Here is a 26,887-nt window from a genome sequence, read left to right on the forward strand (position 1 = left end):
GGGGATCCACCTCGGCCGGACTGGCGGCGTACAGGAGAGGAACGTCGGGCTCGGGCGTTCGGTTCCGGCATGGGGCGGGGAGCGTGCCGGCCTATTGGTATTGCGGCGGGATGTTCTCGCGGAAGATCAACTCCATCTTCAGCGGCGGGCGCAGGCCGGCGCCCGCGGTTGGCTGTGCGAAGCGGGCCAGCGTCTCGCCGATCACCTGGTCCGGGTCGGAGTTGATCACCGCGTCCATCGTGCCCTCGATCAGGAGGCGGCGGGTGTCGGCGGTCAGGCCGTGGCCGATGAAGACGACCCGCTCGCCCATGCCCTTTTCCGCCAGCGCCCGGCCGATGCCGTCCGAGGCGCCGCCGACATTGTAGATGCCGACGAGGTCCGGGTTCTGGTCGATCAAGGAGCGGGCATGGTGGTAGTTCTGGTTGCGGTCGTCATGGCCCTCGCGCATGCCGATGATCCGAAGGCCCGGATAGGCTTCCTCCAAGAGGCCGAGAAAGCCCATTTCGCGCTCCGCATGGGCGCGGTAGGTGCGGCTGCCGGCGACCAGCGCGACGCTGCCCTCGCGGGCGCCGCAGAAGCGGCCGAGCAGCAGCGCCGCCGTGCGGCCGGCCGACTGGTTGTCGAGCCCGACATAGGCCTCGCGCGCCGGGTGCGGCAGGTCGGAGACGATGGTGACGAGCCGGGTGCCGGCGGCGCTCACCTCTTCCGCCGCCTCGCGCACCAAGGGGTGGTCGATCGCCATGAAGGCGATGCCGTCGGCCCAGCGGGCGTGGTGGCGGAGCGCCGCGGCCAGCGCGCCGGCATCGAAGCTCTCGATGAAGAAGCAACGCAGCGGCGGGGCATCGCGCGTCTGGGTGTCGGCGACGCCGCGCACCTTGTCGCCGAGCAGGCGCAGATAGGGGTTGCTGCCCATCGGCAGCAGGAAGGCGACGTTCGGCGGGCGCTGGCCGCCCAGCCTCTCGCGCTCCTCCGCGCTCATGTAGCCGATCTCCACCGCCGCCGAAAGCACCCGGTCGGCCGTGCGCTCCTTGACGCCCTTGCGCCGGTTCAGCACCCGGTCGACGGTCGCCAGCGACACCCCGGCCGCTGCGGCCAGGTCGGCCATGGAAGGGATCTGGGAGGGGAGCTGGATCTCTCCTGAGGGCACCTCAAAAAACCTCAATAATTGATGTTTGACGTGATGCTCATGGCTTCGTAGCCTTTTGTCAAGAGGAACGGGTTTCCGGCAAGATTTCCTGCCTTGCCCGTCAAAATACCTCATGGAGGCCGAAGGAGACGGCCGCCTCGATCCATCATGGGAGGATGCAATGACCAGACAGTTGTTTTCCGTCAGCCGGCGCGGCGCGCTGGCGCTCGGCCTCGGCGCGGGCGCCTTCGCCCTGGCGCCCGGCTTTGCCCGCGCCCAGTCGCTGACCCTGCGCTACGGCCACAACAACGAGCCGGCCAGTGTCGCCGGCGCCCAGGCTGACTGGTTCGCGGAAGCCGTCGGAAAGCATTCCGGCGGCGACATCGCCGTCCAGGTCTATCCGTCCTCGCAGCTCGGCAAGCTGCAGGAGCTGGCCGAGGCGGTCTCGCTCGGCACCATCGCCTTCTCGCACAACACCGCCGGCGGCATCGGTTCGCTCTATGAGCCCTTCGCCGCGCTCGACACGCCCTATCTCTACCGCGATGTCGATCACCTGATGAAGGTGATGGACATCAATTCGCCGGTGATGCGCGAGCTGAATGAAGGCCTGATCCAGGCGGCCAATGTGCGGGTGATTTACGCCCATTATTTCGGCCGCCGCAATCTCACCGCCAACAAGGCGGTGTACCGGCCGGAGGACCTTGCCGGCGAGAAGATCCGCGCCGTGCCTTTCCCGATCTACCAGGCTGCCGTCGAGGGCATGGGCGCGGCCCCCGTTCCGGTCGACTGGTCGGAGGTGCCGACGGCGCTTGCCACCGGCATCGTCGCGGGGCAGGAAAACCCGGTCAACGTCATCCTCAACGTCAAGCTCTTCGACGTGCAGTCGCATCTGATGCTGACCGGCCACATGTCGAATGCCGAGGTCGTCGTCATGAACGAGGACGCCTGGCAGGCCCTGTCGCCGGCGCAGAAGGAGGCGGTCGCCGCCGCCGCGCTGGAGATCCGCGAGCGCGCCACCAAGGCGATCGAGGACAATGAGGAGAAGGACACCGAGGCGCTGCGCGAGGCCGGCATGACGGTGATCGGCCCCGAAGACGGGCTCGATGTCGAGGCCTTCCGCGCCTCGGTCAGCAAGCTCGTCGACGAGCGCTTCGGCGCCAAATACGGTGCGCTCTACGAGAAGATCCGGGCGATCTCCTGATCTCCCGGACACGGATGAAAAGGGTGCGGCGATGACCGGCGCGACTGATCCCGTCCTCCCTGATCCCGTTCTCCCTGGTCCGGTACCGCCGGGCGGCAGGCTGCTGGCGGGTGCGGCGGGCGCCTGCCGCACCCTTGCCGTGCTGCTGCTGGTGGCGATGAGCGTGCTGGTCGTCGGCCAGGTGCTCGGCCGCAACCTGCTCGATCTCGGCATGCCCTGGGCGGACGAGCTCGCCCGCTTCTGCGGCGTCGCGCTGGTCTTCCTCTGCGTGCCGCTGCTCGCCCTTCAGGGCCGGCATGTGGCGGTGGAGCTGGTGCCGATGGCGCTGCCGGCGCCGGCCCGGCGCTGGACCGGCCTGGTGGTCGAGCTCTGCATCCTCGCCTTCGCGCTGTTCTTCCTCTTCGGGCTCTACCGCTTCCTCGGGCGGGCGTGGAAATTCGCCACCCCGACCCTCGGCATCCCCAATTGGGTGTTCTACGCGCCCGCCGTGGTCGCCATGGCACTGCTGGCGCTGGTCACCCTTGCCCGCCTCGTCGCGCTGCTTCGCGGCGAGACGCCCCCCGGTTCCGATCAGGCCCTGCCATGAGCCTCGTGCTGCTCCTTGTCTTTTCCGCCGCGCTGCTGCTCGGCGCGCCGATCGCCGTCGCCCTCGGCCTTGCCTCGGCGGTCGCCATCGTCGGCTTCGACCTGCCGCTGCATGTGCTGGCGCAGCGCGGCATCAATGCGCTCGATTCGACGCCGCTGCTCGCCGTGCCGCTGTTCATCCTGGCGGCGAGCCTGCTCAACGCGATGGGCGTCACCACCCATATCTTCGACCTGGTGCGGCTCGTCGTCGGGCGCATCCGCGGCGCGGTCGCGCAGGTGTCGATCCTGGTCAGCCTGATCTTTTCCGGCGTCTCGGGCGCCGCGCTCGCCGATATCGGCGCGCTCGGCAAGATCCAGATCGACCAGATGTCGGGCCAGGGCTACCGGCGCGATTTCGCCGCCGGCATCACCATCGCGGCGGCGACCATCGGCCCGATCTTCCCGCCCTCGATCCCGCTGATCATCTATGCCAGCGTCACCAATGTCTCGGCGGTGCAATTGCTGGTCGCCGGCATCGTCCCGGCGCTGCTGATCACCCTCTTCCTGATGCTGCAGGTCGCCGTCATGGCGCGGCTCTACAATCTGCCGCGCGACACGGTCAGCCCGTCGCTCCGTGCCGTCGCCCGCAAGGCGGTGATCTCGCTGCCGGCGCTGGCCGCGCCGGTGATCCTGATCGGCGGGCTGCTCAGCGGCTATTTCGGCCCGACCGAGGTCGCCGGCGTCACCGTCGCCTATGCGCTCGCCATCGGCTTTCTGGTCTATCGCACGCTGACCTTTAGGTCCGTGTGGGAAAGCCTGCGCGAAACGGTGGAGGCGACCGCCGGCATCCTCTTCATCGTCTCGACGGCCGCCGTCTTCGCCTGGGTGCTCACCCTCGACCAGGTGCCGGCGATGGCCGGGCAAATGCTGCTCGGCCTCTCCGACAATCCGCTGGTGCTGCTGCTGCTGGTCAACGTGCTGCTGCTCGTCGTCGGCATGTTCCTGGAGTCCATCGCGGCGATCCTGATCATCGCGCCGATCGTTGCCCCGGCGCTGCATCAGGCCGGCGTCGATCCGCTGCAGCTCGGCATCGTCTTCGTGCTCAACCTGATGATCGGCCTGCTGACGCCGCCCATCGGCATGAGCCTCTACATGGTCTCCATCGTCTCGAAGATGCCGGTGCACTCGGTCATCCGCGGCGTGCTGCCCTTCTTCCTGCCGCTCGTTCTGTCGCTGCTGGTCGTCTCGGCCGTGCCGGCGGTGTCGACCTGGCTGCCCCGTCTTCTCTCGCAATAGGATTTGTCATGAGCAGGTTTCTCGGCGCAATCCGCCAGCTCGGCTATGTCGTCGACGACATCGAGGCGGCGATGGAGCATTGGCACAAGGTCATGGGCGTCGGCCCGTGGTTCTACAATCCCAAGGTGCCGATCGAGGACTACCGCTATGACGGCCAGTCCTTCGAGGTCCACAATTCCGTGGCGCTCGCCAACAGCGGCGAGGTGCAGGTCGAGCTGATCCAGACCCGCAACGACGCCCCGTCGATGTATCGCGACTTCCGCCTTGCCGGCCATCGCGGGCTGCAGCATGTCGCCTACTGGACGCAAGCTTACGATGCCGATCTCGCCCGCATGGAAGCGCAAGGCTTCCGCGTCAAGATGAGCGGCAAGGTCGGGGCGAACGGGCGCTTTGCCTATTTCGACCGCGAGGCCCATCCCGGCACGGTGATCGAACTGTCCGAGGTGATGGGGCCGAAGGGCCGGATGTTCGACATGATCCGCAAGGCCTCCGAAGGCTGGGACGGCAGCGATCCGGTCCGCCCCTTCCCTGACCTTTCGTCGATCTGAGGCGCGTCATGCGGGCGATCCCCCTCAAACCCGGCAGCGTCGAGGCGACCTATCTGGTCGAGACGCCGCTCGATCCGCAAAGGATTGCGGCGATCATGGCCGGCGAGCAGAGCTGCGGCACCTTCGTGCGGGTGGCCGGCGAGAGCGACGAGTTGCGGGCCCGTGCCGGCGCCGAGGTTCTCGCCGTGGAAGAACTGGCGCCGGCGACCGCCCCGAGCCTTGCCAGCGCGTGGCTGGAGCGGCAGGGCACGCCCGGCCCCTGGCGGCGCGCGCGGGTGCGCATCGCCTATCCGCTCGCCAATATCGGCGCCAACCTGCCGACCCTTGCCGCGACGGTTGCCGGCAATCTCTACGATCTCGGCGAGGTCACGGGGCTGCGCCTCGTCGACGTCGCCCTGCCGCAGGCCTATCGCGCCCGCTTCGACCTGCCGCGGCACGGCGTTGCCGGCACCCGCGCGGCGCTCGGCGTCGCTGATCGGCCGCTGTTCGGCACGATCATCAAGCCGAATGTCGGCCTCAGCGCCGACGAGATCGCCGCCCTCGTCGCGGACCTGTGCGAGGCCGGCGTCGATTTCATCAAGGACGACGAGATCTGCGCCGACCCGGTGCATGCGCCGCTGGAGGCACGCGTCCGCGCGGTGATGGCGCAGGTGCGGGCCTATCGCGAGCGCACCGGCCGCGATGTCATGGTCGCCTTCAACATCACCGACGAGCTCGACGCCATGCGCCGCCATGCCGATCTGGTGGAGCGCGAGGGCGGGTCCTGCGTCATGGCCAGCCTCAACTGGTGCGGCCTGTCGGCGATGCAGTCGCTGCGCCGCTCGACGCCGCTTGTCGTGCACGGCCATCGCAACGGCTTCGGCGCCGTCTCCCGCCATCCGCTGCTCGGCATCGGCTTTAACGCCTATCAGGCGCTCTATCGCCTTGCCGGTATCGACCACATGCATGTGCACGGCATCGGCGGCAAGTTCTCCGACGCTCCGGGTGAGGTCGAGGCAGCGGCGCGCCGCTGCCTTGAGCCGCTTGCCATTGACGCGCCGGATGCCTCCGACGCGGTGATGCCGGCCTTTTCCTCCGGTCAGTGGGCCGGCACCCTGCCGGTCACCGCGCGCGCGGCCGGGTCCAGCGATTTCCTGTTCATGGCCGGCGGCGGCATTCTCGCCCATCCTCTGGGCCCGGCGGCGGGCGTCGCCAGCCTGCGCCAGGCCTGGGAGGCGGTGGCGGCGAACGAGGATCTGGAGCAGGCCGCAAGCTCGCGGCCGGAGCTTGCCGGCGCCCTGGCGTTTTTCGGGGGGCGGGGATGAGCGGCTATGTCTTCATCGGCGACGACTTCACCGGTGCGTCCGACACGCTGGCGACGCTCGCCGAGGCCGGCATCGCTGCGCGCCTGTGCCTGGAAGGTTGCGGCTTGTCCCACCTGCCGGAGACGCCGCGCGGGCGGGGCGCATTTCCCGCCGTCGGCATCGCCACCGACTTTCGTGCCTGCGCGCCCTCCGAGGTCGAGCCGCGCCTGCGGGCGCTGATGCCTTTGGTGCGGGCGCGGCACCCCCGTTTCATGCACTACAAGATCTGTTCCACCTTCGATTCGGCGCCGCATGTCGGCAGCATCGGCGCGGCCGTCGCCGTGCTGGAGGAGGAGCTGTCGCCGGCGCTCACCGTCATCGTCGGCGGCCAGCCAAGCCTGCGGCGCTTCTGCCTGTTCGGCACGCTGTTCGCGGCCGGCCCGGACGGTGAGGTGCATCGCATCGACCGCCATCCGGTGATGAGCCGGCATCCGGTGACGCCGATGGGCGAGGCGGACCTGCGCCGGCATCTGTCCGCCCAGGGGCTCAGTGACATCGCTCTGCTGGCGCGGCCCGACCTTGCCGATGCGGCCGCCCATCTCGCCGCGATGGCGGACGGTACGGGCCGCCGGGTGCTGGTCGATGCGGTCGACGACACGGATATCGAGATGCTGGGCCTTGCCCTGTCGCTGCTGGAAACCCACGGCCGGCCGCTGCTGCTGGTCGGAGCGAGCGGCGTTGCCGAGGCGGTGGCAGGACGTGCAGGGGGCGAGGCAGGGGGCGAGGCGCTCGCGGCTCCCGCTGTCCGCGCCGGGCCGCGCCTGGCGCTGGCCGGCAGCCGCTCGGCGGCCACAGCCGCCCAGGTGGCCGCCGCCACGCGCTATGCCTGCCTGCCGCTCGGCCCTGGCGATCTGGAGGGGACGGGGCGCGAGGACTGCGCCGCCCGCTGCGCAGGGATGCTGGCGCGGGGGGCGAATGTGCTCGCCCATCTGCGGCCGGACGCCGATTACGGGATTGCCCCGGACGCGCTGTCGGAACGGCTGGCGGAGCTTGCTGCGCGCATCGCCGCCCTGCAGCCCCTTGCCGGTCTTGCGGTGGCCGGCGGCGACACGTCGGGGGCGGTGGTGCGCCGGCTCGGCTTCGACAGCCTCTCCTTCGAGGGCCGCGCCGGCTCGGGCGTCGCCGTCTGCCGCGGCCATGCGCCGGGCAGGGCCCTCGACGGCCTGCGGCTGCTGCTCAAGGGCGGGCAGGTCGGCCCGCTCGATCTGTTCGACCGGTTCGCCGCCTGAGGCGCCCGCCGTTCAGGCGCCGCGCGGCAGGTGGATCGAGTTGGCGATCTCGATCAGGCGCGGCGCCAGCTCGCTGCGCACCCGCTCCACGCTCCATTTCAGGCTCGACACCGAGCATTGCACGGTGGCGACGGGCCGGCCGTCGCCGGACATGATCGGCGCGGCGATGCCGATCTCGCTCATGATGTTCTCGCTATGGGTCAGTCCGTAGCCGCAGGCCGCCGCCTCCTCGACGGCTTCGGCGATCTTGCTCCGGTCGGTGGTGGTTTTCGGCGTCAGCACCTTGATCGGCCAGGTCTCGACCGCTTCCTTGCGTTCCGCCTCACTCAGCCGTGCGATCATCGCCCGCCCGCTGGAGGTGGTCAGCGCCGACAGCCGCCGCCCGGCCACCATCGCTCCGAAGGCGGTGAGTTGGGTCGGGATGCGGATGACATAGACGATCTCCCGGCCGGCGAGCCTTGCCACATTGACGCGCTCGCCGAGCGAGCGGCCGAGCTCGATCGCCTTCGGCATGGCGAGTTGCACCAGCGGGTCGGCCCACAGATAGGCATTGCCCAGTTCCAGGAACTTGATCGAGGGGCTGTAACGCCGCGATTCCGGGTCCTTGTTGAGAAAGCCGGTCTTGTACAGCGTGTTGGTCAGGCGTTGGGCGGCGCTCTTGTCCAGCCCGGTGAGGTCGGCGATCTCGGTCAGCCCGAGCACCGTGTGATGCTCGTCGAACAGGCTCAGCACCCGCAAGCCCTTCTCCAGCGAGCCCACGAACAACGTGTCCTGCTTTTCCCTCGCCATCGTCCTCTCCTTTTTTGGGAGCCGTGCGTCGAGGATCTTGCGCCGGCCCGTTGCTGCATTCTTGACACATTCCAAACTGCTCAATACGCTGAACCATAATACGGTCAATCGTATTAGTATATAATAATCGAAACCAGAGGAACCGGCTCACCACCGGTTGAATGAGCAGATGAAGACACGCCTCCTGATGAGCTCCGTTGCCTTGGCCGTCGTCATGACTGCCGGCAGCGCCCTGGCCGACAAGGCCAACGACACGCTGAACGCCGCCTTCACCAAGGAACTGGAATCGGTCGACAGCTATTTCAATTCGGCCCGCGAGGGCGTCATCCTGCAGCGCTCGATCTGGGACGGCCTGCTCTATCTCAACCAGGAGACCGGCGAGTACGAGGGCAACCTTGCGACCTCCTGGACCTGGGTCGACGACACCACGCTGGAGCTGAAGCTGCGCGAGGGCGTCACCTTCCACAATGGCGAGGAGTTCGACGCCGACGACGTGGTCTACACGGTCGAGTTCGTTTCCAAGCCGGAGAACGGCGTCGTCACCCAGCGCAACGTCAACTGGATGAAGGGCGCGGAGAAGGTCGACAAGTACACCGTCCGCATCTTCACCAATGGTCCGTTCCCGGCCGCGCTCGAATATCTCGCCGGCCCGGTGTCGATCTATCCGAACGAGTATTACGCCGAGGCCGGCCCGGCCGGCATGGCGCTGAAGCCGGTCGGCACCGGTCCCTACCGGGTCGAGAGCGTCGAGCCGGGCAAGCGCTTCGTGCTGAAGAAGTACGAGGGCTATCACGGCGGCCCGAAGGGCATGGCCTCGATCGGCACGGTCGACATCCGCACCATTCCCGACATCAACACCCAGCTCGCCGAACTGTTCAGCGGCGGCCTCGACTTCATCTGGGGCGTGCCGGCCGACCAGGCCGAGAAGCTGGCGCTGATGGACCGGCTGACGGTGGTCAACGAGAGCACCATGCGCATCGGCTATCTGGAGCTGGACGCGGCTGGCCGCAGCGGCGCCGACAATCCGATGACCAACAAGCTGGTGCGTCAGGCGATCAACCATGCGATCGACCGCCAGACCATCATCGACAGCCTGCTCAAGGGCGCCTCGAAGGTGGTCGACGCGGCCTGCTTCCCGACCCAGTTCGGCTGCGAGCTGGATGTCACCGCCTATGAGTTCGATCCGGAGAAGGCCAAGGCGCTGCTTGCCGAGGCCGGCTATCCGAACGGCTTCTCGGTCGACTTCTACGCCTATCGCGACCGCTCCTATGCGGAGGCGATGCTGTCCTATCTCGCCAATGTCGGCATCCAGGCCAACCTGAAGTACCTGCAGTACTCGGCCCTGCGCGATCTGCGTCACAAGGGCGAGACCAGCATGAGCTTCCAGACCTGGGGCTCCTACTCGATCAACGACGCCTCGGCGATCACCAGCCAGTTCTTCAAGCACGGGGCGGAGGACTTCGCCCGCGACGACGAGGTGCTGGCCTGGCTCGACGTCGCCGACACCTCGGTCGACCCCGAGGTGCGCAAGGAGTACTACTCCAAGGCAATCAAGAAGATCGCCGACGAGGCGTATTGGGTGCCGCTGTTCTCCTACAACGCGAACTACGTGTTCACGAAGGAAGCGGACTTCACCCCGACCCCGGACGAGGTCGTGCGTTTCTTCCACGTTCGCTGGAACTAACGTCAGACTGCGGCCCGCACCCGGCTTTGCTTTCGCCGGGTGCGGACCCCGCGTCCTTCGCAGCCTCGCCATGCCTGGGCGACCCTCCGCCTCCCGTTTCGGAGCGCGGCGGGAGCGGGCATTGGCCGGCGCGTTTCGCTCCGCCCCCCGCTTGTTGCGGCGCCTGACGATCGGAACCCGAGATGCTTATGTTCACCCTGAAACGGCTGGGGCTCGCCATCCTGGTGACCTTCACCGTGTCGCTGCTGAGCTTCAGCCTGCTGTTCATGGCCGGCGATCCGGCCTCGGCGATCGCCGGCGAGAACGCCACCGCCACCGACATCGAAGCGATCCGCGCGCTCTACGGGTTCGACCGGCCCTTCCTGGTGCAATATGCCGACTGGCTGTTCGGCGCCCTGTCCGGCGATTTCGGCCAGAGCTACTATTTCAAGATGCCGGTCTCGGTGCTGATCGCCGAACGGCTGTCGACGACGATGCTGCTCGGCGTCTGCGGCATTTCCTTCGCCCTGCTCACCGCCATTCCGCTCGGCGTCGCGGCGGCGATGCGGCCCAATTCGCTGATCGACCGCACCGCGCTGTTCCTGTCGGTGATGGGCCAGGCGATGCCGAGCTTCTGGTTCGGCCTGGTGCTGATCGTCGTCTTCTCGATCCAGCTCGGCTGGCTGCCGCCGTCCGGCTCCTCGACCTGGCGGCACTTCATCATGCCGACCATCGTGCTCGGCTATTACGCCATGCCGGCGATCATGCGCCTGACGCGCGCCGGCATGCTGGAGGTGCTCAACGCCGACTATATCCGCACCGCGCGGGCCAAGGGCGCCAGCGAGACGCGGGTGATGTTCAAGCATGCGCTGCGCAACGCGGTGGTGCCGGTGGTCAGCCTCGCCGCGGTGCAGATGGGCTTCATGCTCGGCGGCTCCATCGTCGTGGAGTCGATCTTCGCCCTGCATGGCGCCGGCTATCTCGCCTGGGAATCGATCGGCCGCAACGACCTGCCGACCGTGCAGGCGCTGATCCTGATCTTCTCCTGCTTCTATATCGTCTTCACGTTCCTGTCGGATCTGGTCAATGCCTGGCTCGATCCGCGCATCCGGGTGGGCTGATCCGACATGGCACGCACCATCGAAACCGTCGCGGAAGAGCTCCGCATCCCGAGCCCGGCCGCCCAATTGCGCAAGCGCGTCTTCGGCCATTACGGGCTGGTCTTCGGCCTTTGCGCCCTCGCCATCGTCGTGGCGCTGGCGGTGTTCGCGCCGCTCTTGACGCCGCACGACCCCTACGCCCAGGACCTGATGGGGCGGATGAAGCCGCCGTTCTGGATGGCCGGGGCCGACCCCGACCACCTGCTCGGCACCGACTATCTCGGGCGCGACTATCTCGCCCGGCTGCTGTACGGGGCGCGCATCTCGCTTGCCATCGGCCTGTTCGCGGCGCTGATCTCCGGCCTCATCGGCACGGCGATGGGCGTTGCCGCCGGCTATTTCGGCGGCCGGGTCGATCTCGTCGTCACCTTCCTGATCAACGTGCGCCTCGCCATGCCGGTGGTGCTGGTGGCGCTCGCCGTCGTCGCCATTCTCGGCGGCTCGCTGCAGGTGGTGGTCTGCGTCCTCGGCCTGCTCTTGTGGGACCGGTTCGCGGTGGTCATGCGCTCCTCGGTGCTGCAGGTGCGCGACCTTGAATATGTCAATGCCGCCAGGGCCATCGGCTGCTCGACCCGGCGCATCATCCTGCGCGAGATCATGCCGAACGTGGTCAACAACCTGATCGTCGTGGCGACGCTGGAAATGGCCCATGCCATCCTGCTGGAGGCGGCGCTGTCGTTCCTCGGCCTCGGCGTGCAGCCGCCGACCCCGTCCTGGGGCCTGATGATCTCCGAAGGCAAGCAGATGATGCTGTTCGAGCCCTGGCTGATCGCCATCCCGGGCGTCGCGCTGTTCGTCCTGGTGCTGGCCATCAACCTGCTCGGCGACGGGCTGCGCGACGTCACCGCGCCGGAAAACAGGGGCTGAGAGCGATCATGAGCGAACCCGTCCTCAGGGTAGAAAACCTCACCATCGACATCCCGATGGCCCAGGGCACGCTGCATGCGGTGCGCGGCATCGACTTCGAGCTGAAGCGCGGCGAGACGCTGTGTATCGTCGGCGAGAGCGGCAGCGGCAAGTCGCTGACCTCGCTCGCCATCATGGGCCTCTTGTCGAAGAAGATGCGCTGCAATGCGGCGAGGCTCGACTTTTCCGGCATCGACCTGCGCCAGCAGTCGCCCCGCGCCATGCGGGCGCTGCGCGGCGACCGCATGGCGATGATCTTCCAGGAGCCGATGACCTCGCTGAACCCGGCCTATACCATCGGCGACCAGTTGATGGAGGCGCTGCAGCTTCACCGGCCGGTCGGCCGGGCCGAGGCGCGGGCCCGCGCCATCGAGCTGCTCGGCAAGGTCGGCATCACCGCGGCGGAAAGCCGGCTCTCGCAATATCCGCACCAGCTCTCGGGCGGGTTGCGCCAGCGGGTGATGATCGCCATGGCCTTGATGTGCGAGCCGGAGCTGATCATCGCCGACGAGCCGACCACCGCGCTCGACGTCACCATCCAGGCGCAGATCCTGCGCCTGCTCGCCGATCTGCAGCGCGAGATGAACATGGCGATGATCCTGGTCACCCACGATCTCGGCGTCGTCGCCCGCATCGCCGACAAGGTGGTGGTGATGTATGCCGGCGAGGTGGTGGAAAAGGGCAGCGCCCGCGAGATCTTCGAGACCCCGCGCCACCCCTATACGCGCGGCCTGCTGCGCTGCATCCCGGTTCCGGGCAAGACCAGGCCCGGCGAGCATCTCGGCTCGATCCCCGGCATCGTGCCCTCGCTGATCGGCCATATGGACGGCTGCGCCTTCCGCTCGCGCTGCGACGTGGCGGAAGTCGCTTGTGCCTCGGACGTGCCGGTCCGCCGCACCGGCGAGGATCACATGTATCGCTGCATCCACGAGGTCCAGCCAGGAGCCCCGTCATGAGCACCACCACGACGACCCAAGCTGCCGCGGCCCAGGCCGTCGCGCCCGAAGCCGGCGCCACTCCCGTTCTCGAGCTTGCCGCCGTCACCAAGACCTACCGGGTCAAGCAGGGCATGTTCTCCGCCGCCAAGCCCCTGCATGCGCTCGGCGGCGTCAGCCTCCGGATCTATCGCAAGGACGTGCTCGGCCTTGTCGGCGAGAGCGGCTGCGGCAAGTCCACGCTCGCCAAGATCCTGCTCGGCCTGGAGGCGCCGACCTCGGGCCAGGTGCTGATCGACGGGCGCGAGGTCACGGCGCGCGAGCGCACCGTGCTCGCCCGCCGCATCCAGCCGATCTTCCAGGACCCCTATTCCTCGCTCAATCCGCGCAAGAGCATCGAGGACATCATCGCCCTGCCGCTGGTGGTCCACAAGATCGGCGACAGCGCCTCGCGGGCGAAGTCCGTCGCCCGCATGCTCGATCTCGTCGGCCTGCCGCAGCGGGTGCTGCGCGGCTATCCCAACCAGCTCTCCGGCGGCCAGCGCCAGCGCGTCGCCATCGCCCGCGCCCTGGTGATGAACCCGGAGATCGTCATCTGCGACGAGCCGACCTCGGCGCTCGACGTGTCGGTGCAGTCGCAGATCCTCAACCTGCTCGGCGACCTGCGCGAGGAACTCGGCCTCACCTATCTGTTCATCAGCCACAATCTGGCGGTGGTCGAGCATCTGGCGACCCGCGTTGCCGTCATGTATCTCGGCAAGATCGTCGAGGAGGCGCCGGCGGCCGACCTCTTCGCCGGCCCGCGCCATCCCTACACGCAGGCGCTGCTGGACTCGGTGCTGACGCCGGACCCGAACCTCTCCGTGCCCGACACCCATCTCGGCGCGACCTATCCCAACCCGATCGACCCGCCCTCCGGCTGCCATTTCCATCCGCGCTGCGCCAGCGCGCTGGAGATCTGCAAGACCACCCCGCCGCCCCATGTCAGGAGCGCGCAGGGCCATGTCGACTGCCACCTGCACGCCGTTCCCGCCCATTGATGCCCTGCTGACGTCCCGTTCCCCTCCCGCCCGGTGAAGACCCGCCCATGAGCAACCTGTCGCGCACCCAGTCCGTGCGAAAGCATGTCCTCGAGACAAGAGGCGGCGTCGTCGCCTCGCAGCACCGGGTGGCCGCCGAGATCGGCGCCGCCGTCCTTGCCGCCGGCGGCGATGCGGTGGACGCGGCGGTCGCCGTCTCCTTCGCCGTCGGCGTCGTCGAGCCGTGGATGAGCGGCCCGGCCGGGGGCGGCGCCATGGTGGTCTGGCGCGAGGGCGAGCAGCAGGCGCACAGCGTCAATTTCGGCATGCGCTCGCCCGCCGGCCTCGATCCGGCCGACTATCCGCTGTCCAGCGACGGCAAGGCCGGCGACCTGTTCCCCTGGCCGGCGGTCGAGGGGGATCGCAACGTCCAGGGCGCCACGGCGATCGCGGTCCCCGGCACCGTCGCCGGCATGGAACTGGCGCATGCCACCTGGGGCCGGATGGGGTGGAAGGACCTCGTCCTGCCGGCGGCCGAACTTGCCGCAAAGGGCATGCTGGTCGACTGGTATGCGTCGCTGATCATCGCCTCGGTCGCCCGCGACCTTGCCAGGGATGTGGACGCGGCGGCGATGTTCCTCGACGACGGGGTCTGGCCGAAATCCGCCGGCTGGACGGCGATTTCCGACATCCGCCTCGACCAGACCCGGCTGGCCGACACGCTGCGCCGCATCGCGGAAGGCGGCGCGCGCGATTTCTACGAGGGCGACATCGCCGCGGCGATGGCCGCCGATGTCCAGGCCAAGGGCGGCTCGCTGTCGCAGGCCGACCTTGACGCCTACCGGCCGGTGCTCGCTCCCGCGCTCAAGACCTCCTATCGCGGCGGCACCGTCCACACCGCGCGCGGGCTGACGGCCGGCGCCAATCTGGTCGAGTGTCTGGCGATGATGGAGGCGGCCTTCCTGCCGGCCTCCGCGCCGGACGGCACCAGCTATGCCGAGATGGCCCGCGCCCTGTCGGTCGCTTACGCGCGGCGCCTGCGCGAAATGGGCGACACCGGCGAGGCGGAGGCCTCCGGCACGCCGTCCTGCACCACCCATTTCAGCGTCGTCGACCGGCACGGCAACATGTGCGCCGTCACCCAGACGCTGCTGTCGGTGTTCGGCTCGCGCGTCGTCTCGCCCTCGACGGGCCTGCTCATGAACAACGGCATCATGTGGTTCGACCCCGAGCCCGGCAAGCCGAACTCGCTGGCGCCGAACAAGGCCTGCTTGATGAATGTCTGCCCGGCGGTCGGCAGCAAGGACGGCCGGCGCTTCGCCATCGGCGCCTCGGGGGGCCGCAAGATCCTTCCCGCCGTGCTCAATCTCACCTCCTTCCTGCTGGACTTCGACATGTCGCTGGAGGCGGCGTTCCACCAGCCGCGCATCGACAACAGCGGCGGCGCGGCGATCCTCGCCGACGAGACGCTGCCGCAGCCGGTCCTTGCCGCGCTTGCCGCCGTCCATCCGGTGACGGCGACCCGCCGCACCGTCTTCCCCTACGCCTTCGCCTGCCCGGCCGGCGTCTTGCGGCAGGACGGCATGAACATGGGCTGCACGGAGATCATGTCGCCATGGGGCGACGCCGTGCCCGAAACCGAGGGAGCCTGACATGGCGAACCGTGAGAGCGCCATCGCGCGCATCGACAATTACCTTTCGAGCGGCGGCTACGAGAGCGAGCTGGCCCGCATGCTCGCCTTCGAGACCGAGAGCCAGGACCCGTCCCGCCGGGCGGAGCTGATGCGCTACCTGGTCGAGGAGATGGAGCCCAAGCTCACCGGGCTCGGCTTCTCCTGCCGCATCATGACCAATCCGGTCGACCCGTCCGTGCCCTTCCTCTTCGCCGAGCGCATCGAGGATCCGGCCTTCGAGACCGTCCTCACCTATGGCCATGGCGACGTCATCCGCGCCCAGACCGACCAGTGGCGCGAGGGGCTGCATCCCTTCCGCCTGGTGCGCGAGGGCGACAAGCTCTACGGGCGCGGCACCGCCGACAACAAGGGCCAGCACTGCATCAACATCGCGGCGCTGCGGACCATTCTCGAGGAGCGCGGCGCGCTCGGCTTCAACTGCAAGATCATCATCGAGATGGGCGAGGAATGCGGCTCGCCCGGCCTTGCCGAGCTGTTTTCGCAGAACCGCGAGACCTTCGCCGCCGACGTGCTGATCGCCTCCGACGGCCCGCGCCTGCATCCCGACCGGCCGACCCTGTTCATGGGCTCGCGCGGGGCGGTGAATTTCGACCTGCGCGTCGATCTGCGCGAGGGCGCCCACCATTCGGGCAACTGGGGCGGGCTGCTGCGCGACCCGGCCATCGTCCTCGCCCATGCGCTCGCCTCCATCACCGACCGCCGCGGCCAGATCAAGGTGCCGGAATGGCGCCCGACCAGTCTGACCCCGGCGGTGCGCGAGGCGCTGAAGGACTGCCCGGTCGGCGGTTTCGACGGCCCGACCGTCGACACCGACTGGGGCGAGGAGAGCCTCACCCCGTCCGAGCGCGCCTTCGGCTGGAACAGCTTCGCCGTGCTCGCCCAGACCAGCGGCGTTCCTTCCGCCCCGGTCAATGCCATCTCGGGCCGTGCCCATGCCCATTGCCAGCTCCGCTATGTGGTCGGCACCGATCCCGACGACATCCTGCCGGCGCTGCGTCGCCATCTCGATGCCAACGGCTTCGAGATGGTCGAGATCGTCCCGGCGGACCGCGGCTTCTTCCATGCAACGCGTCTCGACCCCGGCCATCCCTGGGTGACGCGCGTCAGGACCTCCATCGAGGCGACCACGGGCAAGAATCTGGCGATCCTGCCCAACCTCGCCGGCTCGCTGCCGAACGAGACCTTCGCCGACATTCTCGGCCTGCCGACCGTCTGGGTGCCGCATTCCTATCCCGGCTGCTCCCAGCACGCGCCGAACGAGCACGCGCTCCATTCCACGACCCGCGAGGCGCTGGCGATGATGGCCGGCCTGTTCTGGGACATCGGCGAGGCGAACGCCGCCCGCGCCGGAAAGGTCGCCGAAGCCACCGCCTGAACCGCGACTGCCTGAACCGCGATCGCCTCAATCGGCAAACCCGCCTGTCCGATCCGTCGCCATCATGCCACAGGTCGGACCGGCGGGGATTACTTGGAGAGGGGGCGGGGACAAGCGCCCTGCCGGCGCCCGCCAGCCTCTCGGGGATAGATCCCGCTTATCCCCCAAACGCCAACGCCCGGACGGGGTCCCGTCCGGGCGTCGATTTTTGAGACGATTGAGAGCGTGCGCGTCAAAATTTCTCGAAATTTTGCAAAATCCGTCTCGAAAATTCTCGAAATTCTATTAGCTGTTGTTTTCGCTCACCTTTTTGGCGCGGCGGCGCTGAAACGCCTTCATCACGGGCCACAGGATCATGGCGAGCGTCGCCGCCGCCAGCACCGCCGAGATCGGCCGGGTCAGCAGCTCTGTCGGATCGCCCCGGCTGATCAAGAGCGCGCGGCGCACGCTCTGCTCGGCCATCGGCCCCAGGATCATGCCCAGGATGATCGGCGCCAGCGGCACGTTCAGCTTTTCCAGCAGGTAGCCGGCCGCGCCCGCCGCCAGCATCACCCACAGGTCGACCGGCCGGCCGTTGATCACATAGACGCCGACGCACATCAGCACCAGGATCGAGGGCACCAGCAGAACGCCCGGAAGCCTTTGAATCTGCGCGAAAATTCGTGTTGCGGCAGCCCCGCCGACGAGCAGGATCAGCACCGAGGTCAGCAGCATCTCGATCATGAAGCCGCCGACCAGCACCGGGTTCTGGTGGAACAGTTGCGGCCCCGGCTGCAGCCCGTGGATCATCAGCGCGCTCAGCACCAGCGCCGCCACCACATTGCCAGGAATGCCAAGGGTCAGCGCCGGAATCATCGAGGCGGCATTGTCGGCATTGTTGCCGCATTCGGCCGCCGCGACGCCTTGCGGGTTGCCCTTGCCGAAGCTTTCCGGCTCGGAACTGGCGCTCCTGGCGGCGTTGTAGCTCAGGAACGCGGCGATGTTGCCGCCCGCCCCCGGCAGCACGCCGACGAAGATGCCGATCAGCGACGAGCGGCCCCAGGTCGGCAGCAGGCTTCGCACCTCGCCCTTGCGGAACGGCACGCTGGCGAGCCGCAACTGGGCGGCCGAAAGGCCTCTAAGATCGCACTTTTCGGCCAGTTGCAGCACCGGCGGCAAGGCGTAGAGGCCGACCAGCACCACCACCAGGTCGAGCCCGCCGAGCAGCCAGGGCTGGCCGAAGGTGAAGCGCGCCTGGCCCGACAGGGAGTCGATGCCGACCGTCCCGACCAGCAGGCCGAGCACCGCCGCCAGGATGCCCTTGACCGGGTCGCTGCCGACCATGACGCCGACCGAGGCCATGCCGAACATGGCGATCCAGAAATATTCGGCCGGCCCGAACTGCAGCGTCGCCCGGGCCAGCAGCGGCCCGACGCTCATCAAGGCCAGCGCGCTGGCGATGCCGCCGATCGCCGACGACCAGCAGGCGATCTTCAGCGCCTTGGCCGCTTCGCCCTTCTCGGCCATCGGGAAGCCGTCGAAAGTGGTGGCGATGGAGGCCGGAGTGCCCGGAATCCGCAGGAGAATCGCCGGAATCGCGCCGCCATACATCGAGCCGTTATAGATGCCGGCGACCATCGCCAGCGCCACCAGCGGGTCCATCGAGTAGGTCAGCGGCAGCAAGAGGGCGATGGCCATCACCGGGTTGAGGCCGGGCAGGGCGCCGATCAGCACGCCGAGCAGCGTCGCCCCCAGCATGGCGGCGAGCGGCCCGGTCGTCAGCACGGCCGAGGCGGCGTTCAGGAAGAAGTCCATCTCAGCCTCCCAGGCGCGAGGCGGCCCAAAGCTCGGCCGGCAGCGGCTTGTTGAGCACCAGCGAGAAGACCGCCCAGACCAGCGCGACGAAGCTCGCCGCGACGACCGCCGTGTAGAGCGGCCGGCGGAAGCCCAGCACTGGCGGCAGCGCCAGCATCAAGAGCGCCGAGGCGGTGTAGAAGCCGAGCGGCAGGATCAGCGCCACGTAGATCACGCCGGCGGCCAGCGCCTTGACGAGGTTGGCCGGCACGTCGACGAGCCGTCGCGGCGCATCGGTTTTCGCGCGGGCGGCGCGCAGCATGACGAGACCGCCGCACAGCGCCAGGACCAGGCCCAGCACCATCGGGTAGGTGCCGCCGGCTCCCTGGTAGGAGCCGCCCTGCCATGCCGCCGCCAGGCCCAGGCCCGCGACGAGCAGGCCAAGGGCGAGGTCCTGGCTGCGTTCCATGTTACTTCGCCAGGCCCAGGGCCTTGGAGACGGCGGCGAGCGCGTCGAACTCGCTCTTCAGCCGCTCGGCGAGCGCCTCGCCCTTGACGACGTTCGGGATCTCGCCGTTGGCGGCCAGGAACTCGACATAGGAGGGATCGTTGACCGCCTCGTCGATGGCGCTCGCGAGGGTGTCGACGATCGCCTGGTCGAGGCCCTTCGGGCCCAGGATCGCCCGCCACAGCAGGGTCTCCTTGTCGCCGAGGCCGAGGCTCTCAAGGCCGGCCGCCTGCGGCAGCGCCGGCACGTCGGCGGCCGAGGTCACGACCAGGCACTTGGCCTCCTTGGAGCCCACGTAAGGCAGGACCGGCGAGATCGAGCCGCCATAGATGTCGACATGCTTGCCGAGGAAGTTCTGCAAGGTCTCGCCGGCGCCGCCGAACGGGATGGCGACCGCCTTGATGCCGCGGGCCTGGAAGATGCGTTCCGCCGCCAGTTGCATCGTGCCGCCGATGCCGTCATTGCCATAGGTGTACTTGTCCGGGTTGGCGGCAAGCTCGGCCAGAAACTCTTCGCCGGTCTCGGCCGGAAACTCCGGATGGACGCAGAGCGTGTAGGCCGTCTCGGAGGTCGACGCGATCGGCGTGAAGCTGTCGAGCGTGTAGGCGACGTTCTGGACCTGCGGCACGGTGGTCAGCGGGCTGTTCCAGGTGGCGAAGAGCGCGTAGCCGTCGGGCCTCGCTTGCATGAACTGCGAGGCGCCGACCGAGCCGCCGCCGCCGCCGACATTGAGCACGGCGATCGAGGTGCCGAGCTTTTCTTCCAGCAGCAGGGCCAGCTTGCGGGCGCTGGTGTCGGTGCCGCCGCCGGCCCCGGCCGGGATGGTGAGTTCGATGGGGCGCTCGGGATAGTCGGCGAGTGCGGGCATGGAGGTGCAGCCAAGCAGGGCTGCGGCGACAATGATCTTATTGATTTTCATGTTGTTTCTCTCCCGTAAGGCGGCTTTTGTTAGCCGATTTCGCTGCGGTAGTGGAACTGCGCGGCACTGCCGCGGGCGATGCGCCATTCGACCGGCGTGCCGTCGATGTCGAAGGCGGTGCGCTTGATGATCGCCAGCGGATCGCCGGCTTTGAGCTTCAGCCGGGCGGCGACCTGCGCGTCGGCATGGCCGAACGACAGATCGTCGGTCGCCCGTTTCACCAGCACGCCGAAGCGCTCGAAGTAGAGCGGATAGAGCAGCGGCCCGAAGGCGCTGTCGGGCAGGCTTTCGAAGCCGGCAAAGCGATCGGCGCGAATGTAGAGCTCCTCGAACAGCACCGGCTCGTCAGACAGCGAGCGCAGCCGGATGATGCCGATCACGTCGGTCGTGCCGAGCGCCGCCGCCGCCTCCTTCGGCGCCGTGGTGCGGGCGCGCAGGATCAGCTCGCTGGTCGGGATCGAGGAGGGGGCGCCGTCCGGCCCGCGCACCTGGAAGAAACGGAACAGCGTCGCGTCGAAGGACGGGCGGCGCAGATAGGTGCCCGAGCCCTGGCGCCGCTCCAAAAGGCCCTCCGCCACCAGCCCGTCGACCGCCTTGCGGACCGTGCCGATGGAGATGCCGTAGTCGCGCGCCAGCCGCGCCTCGGACGGAATCGGATGGTTCGGACCCCACTCGCCGCTGGCGATGCGGGCGGCCAGCGCGTCGCGCAGCTTCGCATAGGCCGGCAGCCGCTCGTCCGCGCTGGGGATCCTGTGGGTCATTCCGTTTCCTCCTCGCGGCAGTTTTAGCGGATGTTGACCCATTCAGTCAACTAGTCATATATATGACTTCTGTCGGAGGGTGCGGATGATCCGGTTCGATTGCCACGTTCATGTCTATGAGGAAGTGAGCGCGACGCGCGGGGCGCGCTACGTGCCGGCGGGCCCGGCGCCGCTGGGGCACTGGCAGGCCGGACTGGCGCGGCATGGGCTTGCCGGCGGCGTCATCGTCCAGGTCAGCTTTCTCGGCGTCGACAATTCCCAGTTGCTCGGCGCCCTGTCGCAGCTCGACCCGCAGCGCTTTGCCGGCGTCGCCGTGGTGCCGGAAGAGATCGACGCGGCCGGCCTCGATGCGCTGGTTGCCGGCGGCATTCGCGGCATCCGCTGGAACCTGGTGCGCGGCGCGCCGCTGCCCGACCTCGAAAGCCCGGCTATCGCCGGGCTGCTTCAGCGCCTTTGCGAGCGCGGCCTGCATCTGGAGATCCAGCTCGAGGGGCCGCGCTTGGCCGCCCTTGTCGGGCCGCTGCTGTCGCGCGGCGTCACCGTGGTGGTCGATCATTTCGGCCTGCCGGAGGTGGCCGATCCCGCCCGCGAGCCCTGGCTGGCGTCGTTGTCGCGCGGGGCCGACCTGTCGCGGCTTTTCGTGAAATTCTCCGCCCCCTACCGCTCGCCGGTCGATGTCGCCCCGCATGCGCGCGCGCTGCTGGAGCTGCTGCCGCCCGGCCATGTGGTCTGGGGCACGGACTGGCCGCACACCCAGCACGAGGCGATCGCCGATTACGACCGGGCGGCGTCCGCCCGCGAGACCTTCGGCATCGGCGATGACACTGCGGCGGTGCAGGCGCTTTACGGCCTGTCGCCGGCCTGAGGCGGCGCGGCCCCGGATCTGCGGGGCGGCGGGCGACAGGAAGCCAGCTTGTTGATTTCGCCCTTATTGGCATTTGCCTTGCGTTTTCTGTCATGCAAGTTTTGACAGGCAAAAGCGGCCGCCATCTTGCGGGCCTGGGAGGGCCCGGCGGACCGCCACAACGATCCCTGGGAGGAAACGATGATCCGCAGTCTTGCCGGAGCAGTTGCTGCTCTTGCCCTGTCCGCCGGTGTTGCCAGCGCCGACTTCCCCGAGCGCGAGCTCCTCGGCGTGGTGATGTGGGGTGCGGGCGGCGCCACCGACGTGGTCGCCCGTGCGGTCAACCCGGCCGCGGAAGCCGCCCTCGGCAAGCCCATCGTCGTGCTCAACAAGGCGGGCGGCGCCGGCGCCATTTCCACCGCCTATGTCAACGCCGCACCCGCCGACGGCTACACCTTCCTCTATGGCGCCGAGAACCCGCAGCTTCACCCGATCATGGGCGTCAGCAAGCTCGACTATTCCAACTTCTCTCCGGTCAACATTCTCGGCCGCGGCGTTGCCGTGATCGTCGTGCCGCAGGCCTCCAAGTATCAGACGCTGGCCGAGCTGCTGGACGACATCAAGGCCCATCCGGGCAAGGTCAAGATGGGCTCCACCGGTCCCGGCGGCCTGCCTTCGACGGTCAGCGCGCTGCTCTCCAACTCCGCGCCCTTCGACGTCACCGCCATTCCCTTCGACGGCGAAGGACCCGGCCTGACCGCGATGCTGGGCGGCGAGGTCGACTTCATGCCGTCCGGCCTGTCGGCGGCGGCCGAGCAGATCAAGGCCGGCACGATGCGCGCGCTCGCCGTCGTCAACAACGAGCCGGTCGACACGCTGCCGGGCGTTCCGGCGGTGACCGACACGCTTCCGGGCATGTCCGCCTATCTGCCGTGGGGGCCGTTCTACGGCGTCTTCGTGCGCAAGGACACGCCGGACGACGTCACCGCCAAGCTGGTCGAGGCCTTCGCGAGCGCCGCCGCAAGCGACGAGTTCAAGACGCTGATGGCCAATCGCGGCAACGTCTTGATGAACATCTCCGGCGAGGAGGCCGAGGCCTTCCTCGTCAAGTGGCAGCAGGTCACCGCCTGGGCGCTGCAGGACACGGGCGGCGCCAAGGTCAGCCCGGAGAGCCTCGGCATCCCGCGCCCGTAATGCTGCGGCCCGTAACGCTGCACCCGTAACGTTGCACCCGTAACGCCGCGCCGCGGCCGGCTCCTCGCGGCCGGCCGCGGTCCCGCGCTCCGCCTGGAGGGTCATCATGTCTCCGCGCGCCCAGCGGCGACCGGGCGAGCTTGCCTTCGCCGTCGCCTTGCTCGCGTTCAGCCTGTGGCTGTTCAGCGAAGCCTACAAGATTTCCGGCTTTTCCGGCCTGTCGACGCCCGGCGTCTTCCCGATGCTGGCGAGCGGCCTGATGGCCGCCTCGTCGCTGGCGATCCTGGTGAAGGTGCTGGCGATGGGCCCGGCCGGCGGGGGCCTGCGCCGCTTCCTCGCCGACATCACGCCGCTGCGCCAGACCGTGATGGTGGCGCTGGTCTTTGCCTATATCGCGGCGATGCCTCACCTCGGCTTCCTTGCCGCCTCCGGCCTCTTCCTGTTCGTGTCGATCCAGTTCCTGTGGCGGCGCAACGTGGTGCTGACGGCCTTGGTCAGCCTGGCCGGGCTCGCGGCGATCCATGTGGTGTTCACGCTCGTCTTCCAGGTGGTGCTGCCGAAGGGAACCCTGCTGCGGGGTCTCATCTGAGATGCTCGAAACGCTCGGCTATCTCACCCTTTCCTGGCTCGACCCCTGGCTGTTGATGCTGACGGCGGCCGGCACGCTCGCCGGCATCTATGTCGGCGCGATCCCCGGCCTGTCGGTGACGATGGCCGTGTCGATCCTGATCTCCTTCACCTTCAAGTGGAGCGTCAACGACGCGCTGGCGCTGATCGCCGGGGTCTTCGTCGGCGGCGTCTATGGCGGCTCGCGCACCGCCATCCTGCTCAACATTCCCGGCGCGCCGAGTGCCATCGCCACCGCCCTCGACGGCTACCCGATGGCCAAGCGCGGCGAGGCCGGCGAGGCGGTCGGCCTGACCACGGTGATGTCGGTGTTCGGCGGCTTCGTCGGCATTGCCGCGCTCGCCCTGTTCGCCCCGCTGCTTGCCGATTTCGCGCTGATGTTCACCTCGCGCGACTATCTGCTGCTGGCGCTGATCGGCATCCTTCTGGTCGGCACCCTGTCGGGCGAGAGCTTCGCCAAGGGCGTCTTCGCCGGCGCGCTCGGCGTGCTGATCGGCATGGTCGGCCTCGATCCGATGACGGCGGAGGGGCGCTTCACCTTCGACACGATCACGCTAATGGGCGGCATCCCTTACGTGGTCGCGATGATCGGCTTCTTCGGCGTCGCCGAGGCCTTCGTGCAGTTGCACCGGCTCGACCTGCCGGCGGTGAAGCAGAAGATCGACCGGGTGATCCCGCGCCTTGCCGATCTGCGCCGCTATTTCCGCGTCGCCCTGCGCGCCTCGGGCATCGGCACGGTGATCGGCGCGCTGCCGGGCACCGGCGGCGACATCGCCGCGCTGCTCGCCTATGACGATGCCAAGCGGGCGACGAAAAACCCGCAGGTGCCGTTCGGCGAGGGCGCCCGCGAGGGGCTGGTGGCGCCGGAGGCGGCCAACAACGCGGCGGTCGGCGGCGCCTTCGTGCCGATGCTGACGCTCGGCATTCCGGGCGATGCGGTGACCGCCGTGATCATCGGCGCGCTGTTCATCCACGGGCTGAAGCCGGGACCCCTGCTCCTGGTCGAGACCCCGCACCTGTTCTGGTTCACCGTCGGCAATCTGGCGCTCGCCAATGTCTTCCTGCTGATCTTCGGCCTGACCGGCATTCGCATCTTCACCAAGATCGTCGAGTGCCCGAAGGCGGTGCTGATCCCGCTGATCGTCATCCTGTCGGCGGTCGGCTCCTACGCCATCCAGAACAACCCGATCGACATCTATTGGATGCTGCTGTTCGGCGTGTTCGGCTATTTCCTGAAAGTCTACGGCTTCCAGGTCGGGCCGGTGATCCTCGGCGTCATCCTGGGTCCGATGATGGATGCCAACTACCGGCGAGCGATGATCGGGGCGCGCAACGATCCGGCGACCTTCCTCTGGGATTTCCTGTCGCACCCGATTTCCTGCGTGCTGCTCATCGCCTTCCTGGCGCTGCTGATCTCGCAGACGCCGCTGCCCCGGCTCGCGCGCGCGGCGCTGCGCCGCCGCCGGCCGCCGGATCGCGAGGCGGGCTGAGCCCGTTCGCGGGCGGTGACGCGCCGTCAGCCGGCGGCCGGGTGCAGCTCGTAGAGGGTGAGCGGCTGGATCAGCCGGTAGCCCTTTTCGCTCGCTGTCGCATTGGCCTTGAACAGGGCGTCCAGCTCGTCGCGGTGGGCCTCCGCCACCGCCTTGCGCGCCGGGTCGACGGCGACGAGATAGGCGATGAACTCGTCCAGCGCGGCGAAGTCCGACAGCCGGTCATAGGTGTCGTGCCGGGCGACGTGCCAGTGTCCACCGGCGATGTCGGCCTCGAGCGCGCGCAAGGCGGCGGCGCGGATCTCCGTCTCGTCCTCGACCGGGCGCATCACCTCGAAGAAGCTGCCGCGGGCGAGCGGTTCGACAACGATCAGCGCGCCGGCGGGCCGGATCACCCGCCGCGCCTCGGCCAGCGCCTGGCGCATCACCGCTTCAGGCACATGGTGCAGGGCGTTGAGGAAGATCGCCGCGTCGAAACTGCCGTCCGCAAAGGGCAGCGCCTCGGCGGTCGCCCGCTCGAAGCGGGCGTGCCGTACCGCCTTGCGGGTGGCTGCGACGGCCGCCGCGTCCGGGTCGATGCCGGTCGTCTCGAACCCCTTGGCGGCGAGCGAGCGCGACAGCGCGCCATGGCCGCAGCCGATATCCAGCACCTTGCGTGCCTTGCGGTCGTTGAGGATCGCCAGCAGCCGCTCGCCGGTCTGCGGGACCTCATGGGAAATCGGAGCCTCAGGCGTCGACATGGGAGAACTCCGCGCGGACCCTGTCGGTGTCGGCGCCGAGCGCCGGCACCGGGCCGAAGTCCGGCGACTTGCCGTCGACCAGCGCGCCGGGGGCGAGCAGGCGCACCGGGCCGGTCGGCGTGTCCGCCTCGACATGGCGGTTCTGCGGGTGGCGGACCAGGTCGTCCATGGTGCTCACCCGGCCGAAGGCGATGCGGGCCTCGCGCAGCCGGTCGGCCAGCGCGTCGCGGGTATGGGCCGAGAACACCTCGTTGATGATGGCGTCGAGCTCGGCGCGGTGGGCGACGCGGCGCGAATTGCTGGTGAAGCGGGTGTCGGTCGCCACTTCAGGCCGCTCCAGCACGTCGCGGCAGAAATTGACCCATTCGCGCTCGTTCTGGATCGAGAACAGCACGTCCTTGCCGTCGCTTCCCGAATAGGCGCCGTAAGGCGCGATGGTCGGGTGGTTGAGGCCGTTGCGCTCCGGCTCCTTGCCGCCATAGGCAAATTGCAGGTAAGGCACGTTCATCCAGTCGGCGAGCGCGTGGAACAGCGACACGGCGATGTGGCGGCCCTCGCCGCTGCGCTCGCGGGCGAAGAGCGCCTGCAGCACCGCCTGATGCGCGGTCATGCCGGCGGCGATGTCGCAGACCGAGACGCCGACGCGCGCCGGTCCTTGCGCATTGCCGGTGATCGCCGACAGCCCGCTTTCCGCCTGCACCAGGAGGTCATAGGCCTTCAGGTCGCGGAACGGGCCCTCGTCGCCATAGCCGGAGATCGACACGGTGATCAGCCGCGGGTTCTCCTGCCGCAGCCGCTCGGGGGCGAAGCCCAGCCGGTCGATGGCGCCGGGCGCAAGGTTCTGGATGAAGACGTCGGCCCTGGCGATCATCGCCGCCAGCAGGTCGCGGTCGGCTTCACTGCGCAGATCGAGGCAGACGGACTCCTTGCCGCGGTTGAGCCAGACGAAATAGGCGCTCTCGCCATGCACCAGGTGATCGTAGGCGCGGGCGAAATCGCCCTCCGGCCGCTCCACCTTGACGACCCGCGCGCCGGCTTCCGCCAGCCGCCCGGACAGATAGGGCGCGGCCACCGCCTGCTCGACGGACACCACGAAGAGACCGGACAGATCACCCTGCATTTTCAACGCTTCTCCCTATTGTTGGCCCCAGTATGCCCGAAGCGCACTGCCCGGAGTAATAGA

25 protein-coding genes are annotated in these 26,887 nt (G+C 68.6%); 17 read left to right on the forward strand and 8 right to left on the reverse strand.

Translation table 11 applies throughout. The annotated features are described in order from the left end of the window. Positions 1-91 precede the first annotated feature (91 nt). A complete protein-coding gene (locus TSB10GB4_RS17265; protein WP_186396743.1) occupies positions 92-1,105 on the reverse strand; it encodes a LacI family DNA-binding transcriptional regulator in 1,014 nt (337 codons plus the stop codon). A 202-nt stretch (positions 1,106-1,307) separates the two neighbouring features. Here TSB10GB4_RS17265 and TSB10GB4_RS17270 point away from each other — a divergent pair, with 202 nt between their 5' ends. The 6 genes from TSB10GB4_RS17270 to TSB10GB4_RS17295 are packed head-to-tail and all read left to right on the forward strand — an operon-like array spanning position 1,308 to position 7,307. Next, a complete protein-coding gene (locus TSB10GB4_RS17270) occupies positions 1,308-2,327 on the forward strand; it encodes a TRAP transporter substrate-binding protein (protein ID WP_186396744.1) in 1,020 nt (339 codons plus the stop codon). A gap of 31 nt (positions 2,328-2,358) precedes the next feature. Continuing rightward, entirely contained in the window at positions 2,359-2,913 is a 555-nt protein-coding gene (locus tag TSB10GB4_RS17275) for a TRAP transporter small permease (protein WP_186396745.1), read from the forward strand. Further along, entirely contained in the window at positions 2,910-4,187 is a 1,278-nt protein-coding gene (locus TSB10GB4_RS17280; RefSeq protein ID WP_186396746.1) for a TRAP transporter large permease, read from the forward strand. Before TSB10GB4_RS17275 ends, TSB10GB4_RS17280 begins: the two co-directional genes overlap by 4 nt. An 8-nt stretch (positions 4,188-4,195) precedes the next feature. Continuing rightward, positions 4,196-4,735 (forward strand): VOC family protein, encoded by a 540-nt coding sequence (locus TSB10GB4_RS17285; protein ID WP_186396747.1) that lies wholly within the window; start codon positions 4,196-4,198, stop codon positions 4,733-4,735. A gap of 8 nt (positions 4,736-4,743) precedes the next feature. Further along, positions 4,744-6,039, forward strand: coding sequence for a ribulose-bisphosphate carboxylase large subunit family protein (locus tag TSB10GB4_RS17290; protein ID WP_186396748.1), 1,296 nt, complete (start codon positions 4,744-4,746; stop codon positions 6,037-6,039). After that, a complete protein-coding gene (locus TSB10GB4_RS17295) occupies positions 6,036-7,307 on the forward strand; it encodes a four-carbon acid sugar kinase family protein (protein WP_186396749.1) in 1,272 nt (423 codons plus the stop codon). The genes TSB10GB4_RS17290 and TSB10GB4_RS17295 overlap by 4 nt, the downstream gene beginning before the upstream one ends. Before the next feature lie 12 nt (positions 7,308-7,319). On the opposite strand, the gene TSB10GB4_RS17300 is transcribed toward TSB10GB4_RS17295, so the two are convergent. Continuing rightward, entirely contained in the window at positions 7,320-8,096 is a 777-nt protein-coding gene (locus tag TSB10GB4_RS17300; protein WP_186396750.1) for an IclR family transcriptional regulator, read from the reverse strand. Positions 8,097-8,265: 169 nt separating this feature from the next. Between TSB10GB4_RS17300 and TSB10GB4_RS17305 the strand changes: the two genes are divergently transcribed. From TSB10GB4_RS17305 to TSB10GB4_RS17335, 7 genes are all read left to right on the forward strand, one after another. Further along, the gene (locus TSB10GB4_RS17305; protein WP_186396751.1) at positions 8,266-9,780 is read left to right on the forward strand and encodes an ABC transporter substrate-binding protein; all 1,515 of its coding nucleotides are present in this window, start codon (positions 8,266-8,268) and stop codon (positions 9,778-9,780) included. A 182-nt stretch (positions 9,781-9,962) separates the two neighbouring features. Continuing rightward, entirely contained in the window at positions 9,963-10,880 is a 918-nt protein-coding gene (locus tag TSB10GB4_RS17310) for an ABC transporter permease (protein WP_186396752.1), read from the forward strand. A 6-nt stretch (positions 10,881-10,886) separates the two neighbouring features. Beyond that, entirely contained in the window at positions 10,887-11,786 is a 900-nt protein-coding gene (locus TSB10GB4_RS17315; protein ID WP_186396753.1) for an ABC transporter permease, read from the forward strand. A gap of 8 nt (positions 11,787-11,794) precedes the next feature. After that, positions 11,795-12,781 carry an ABC transporter ATP-binding protein gene (locus TSB10GB4_RS17320; RefSeq protein WP_186396754.1) on the forward strand — a complete coding sequence of 329 codons (987 nt, stop codon included), beginning with the start codon at positions 11,795-11,797 and terminating at the stop codon, positions 12,779-12,781. A gap of 113 nt (positions 12,782-12,894) precedes the next feature. Continuing rightward, positions 12,895-13,800, forward strand: coding sequence for an ABC transporter ATP-binding protein (locus TSB10GB4_RS17325; protein WP_371328915.1), 906 nt, complete (start codon positions 12,895-12,897; stop codon positions 13,798-13,800). A 47-nt stretch (positions 13,801-13,847) separates the two neighbouring features. Further along, entirely contained in the window at positions 13,848-15,431 is a 1,584-nt protein-coding gene (locus TSB10GB4_RS17330) for a gamma-glutamyltransferase (RefSeq protein WP_186396756.1), read from the forward strand. Position 15,432: 1 nt separating this feature from the next. Further along, on the forward strand, positions 15,433-16,848 hold the full coding sequence (locus tag TSB10GB4_RS17335) for a M20 family metallopeptidase (protein ID WP_186396757.1): 1,416 nt from the start codon (positions 15,433-15,435) through the stop codon (positions 16,846-16,848). 285 nt (positions 16,849-17,133) lie between these two features. Here the strand turns inward: TSB10GB4_RS17335 and TSB10GB4_RS17340 are convergent, their stop codons facing one another. The 4 genes from TSB10GB4_RS17340 to TSB10GB4_RS17355 are packed head-to-tail and all read right to left on the reverse strand — an operon-like array spanning position 17,134 to position 20,809. After that, positions 17,134-18,642 carry a tripartite tricarboxylate transporter permease gene (locus TSB10GB4_RS17340; RefSeq protein ID WP_186396758.1) on the reverse strand — a complete coding sequence of 503 codons (1,509 nt, stop codon included), beginning with the start codon at positions 18,640-18,642 and terminating at the stop codon, positions 17,134-17,136. Between the two features lies 1 nt (position 18,643). Further along, positions 18,644-19,090 carry a tripartite tricarboxylate transporter TctB family protein gene (locus TSB10GB4_RS17345; RefSeq protein ID WP_186396759.1) on the reverse strand — a complete coding sequence of 149 codons (447 nt, stop codon included), beginning with the start codon at positions 19,088-19,090 and terminating at the stop codon, positions 18,644-18,646. Position 19,091: 1 nt separating this feature from the next. Then, positions 19,092-20,048 (reverse strand): tripartite tricarboxylate transporter substrate binding protein, encoded by a 957-nt coding sequence (locus TSB10GB4_RS17350; protein ID WP_186396760.1) that lies wholly within the window; start codon positions 20,046-20,048, stop codon positions 19,092-19,094. 29 nt (positions 20,049-20,077) lie between these two features. Continuing rightward, complete coding sequence (locus tag TSB10GB4_RS17355; protein ID WP_186396761.1) at positions 20,078-20,809, reverse strand: GntR family transcriptional regulator; 732 nt, start codon at positions 20,807-20,809, stop codon at positions 20,078-20,080. Positions 20,810-20,894: 85 nt separating this feature from the next. On the opposite strand from TSB10GB4_RS17355, the gene TSB10GB4_RS17360 reads away from it, so the two are divergent. The 4 genes from TSB10GB4_RS17360 to TSB10GB4_RS17375 all read left to right on the forward strand — a co-directional run bounded on the left by TSB10GB4_RS17360 (position 20,895) and on the right by TSB10GB4_RS17375 (position 24,964). After that, entirely contained in the window at positions 20,895-21,674 is a 780-nt protein-coding gene (locus TSB10GB4_RS17360; RefSeq protein ID WP_186396762.1) for an amidohydrolase, read from the forward strand. A 180-nt stretch (positions 21,675-21,854) separates the two neighbouring features. Then, positions 21,855-22,847: a tripartite tricarboxylate transporter substrate binding protein gene (locus tag TSB10GB4_RS17365; RefSeq protein ID WP_186396763.1), complete on the forward strand. Its 993-nt coding sequence runs from the start codon at positions 21,855-21,857 to the stop codon at positions 22,845-22,847. A 106-nt stretch (positions 22,848-22,953) separates the two neighbouring features. After that, a complete protein-coding gene (locus TSB10GB4_RS17370; protein ID WP_186396764.1) occupies positions 22,954-23,436 on the forward strand; it encodes a tripartite tricarboxylate transporter TctB family protein in 483 nt (160 codons plus the stop codon). 1 nt (position 23,437) lies between these two features. Continuing rightward, a complete protein-coding gene (locus TSB10GB4_RS17375) occupies positions 23,438-24,964 on the forward strand; it encodes a tripartite tricarboxylate transporter permease (protein WP_186396765.1) in 1,527 nt (508 codons plus the stop codon). A 26-nt stretch (positions 24,965-24,990) separates the two neighbouring features. Here TSB10GB4_RS17375 and TSB10GB4_RS17380 read toward each other — a convergent pair whose 3' ends face one another. Together TSB10GB4_RS17380 and TSB10GB4_RS17385 are read right to left on the reverse strand one after the other, a co-directional pair. After that, positions 24,991-25,704, reverse strand: a complete 714-nt coding sequence (locus TSB10GB4_RS17380; RefSeq protein WP_186396766.1) for a class I SAM-dependent methyltransferase — start codon at positions 25,702-25,704, stop codon at positions 24,991-24,993. Further along, complete coding sequence (locus tag TSB10GB4_RS17385) at positions 25,691-26,824, reverse strand: CaiB/BaiF CoA-transferase family protein (protein WP_186396767.1); 1,134 nt, start codon at positions 26,822-26,824, stop codon at positions 25,691-25,693. Before TSB10GB4_RS17385 ends, TSB10GB4_RS17380 begins: the two co-directional genes overlap by 14 nt. Positions 26,825-26,887: the final 63 nt, after the last annotated feature.

This window comes from Stappia sp. TSB10GB4 (genome assembly GCF_900185745.1).
Taxonomy (GTDB): domain Bacteria; phylum Pseudomonadota; class Alphaproteobacteria; order Rhizobiales; family Stappiaceae; genus Stappia.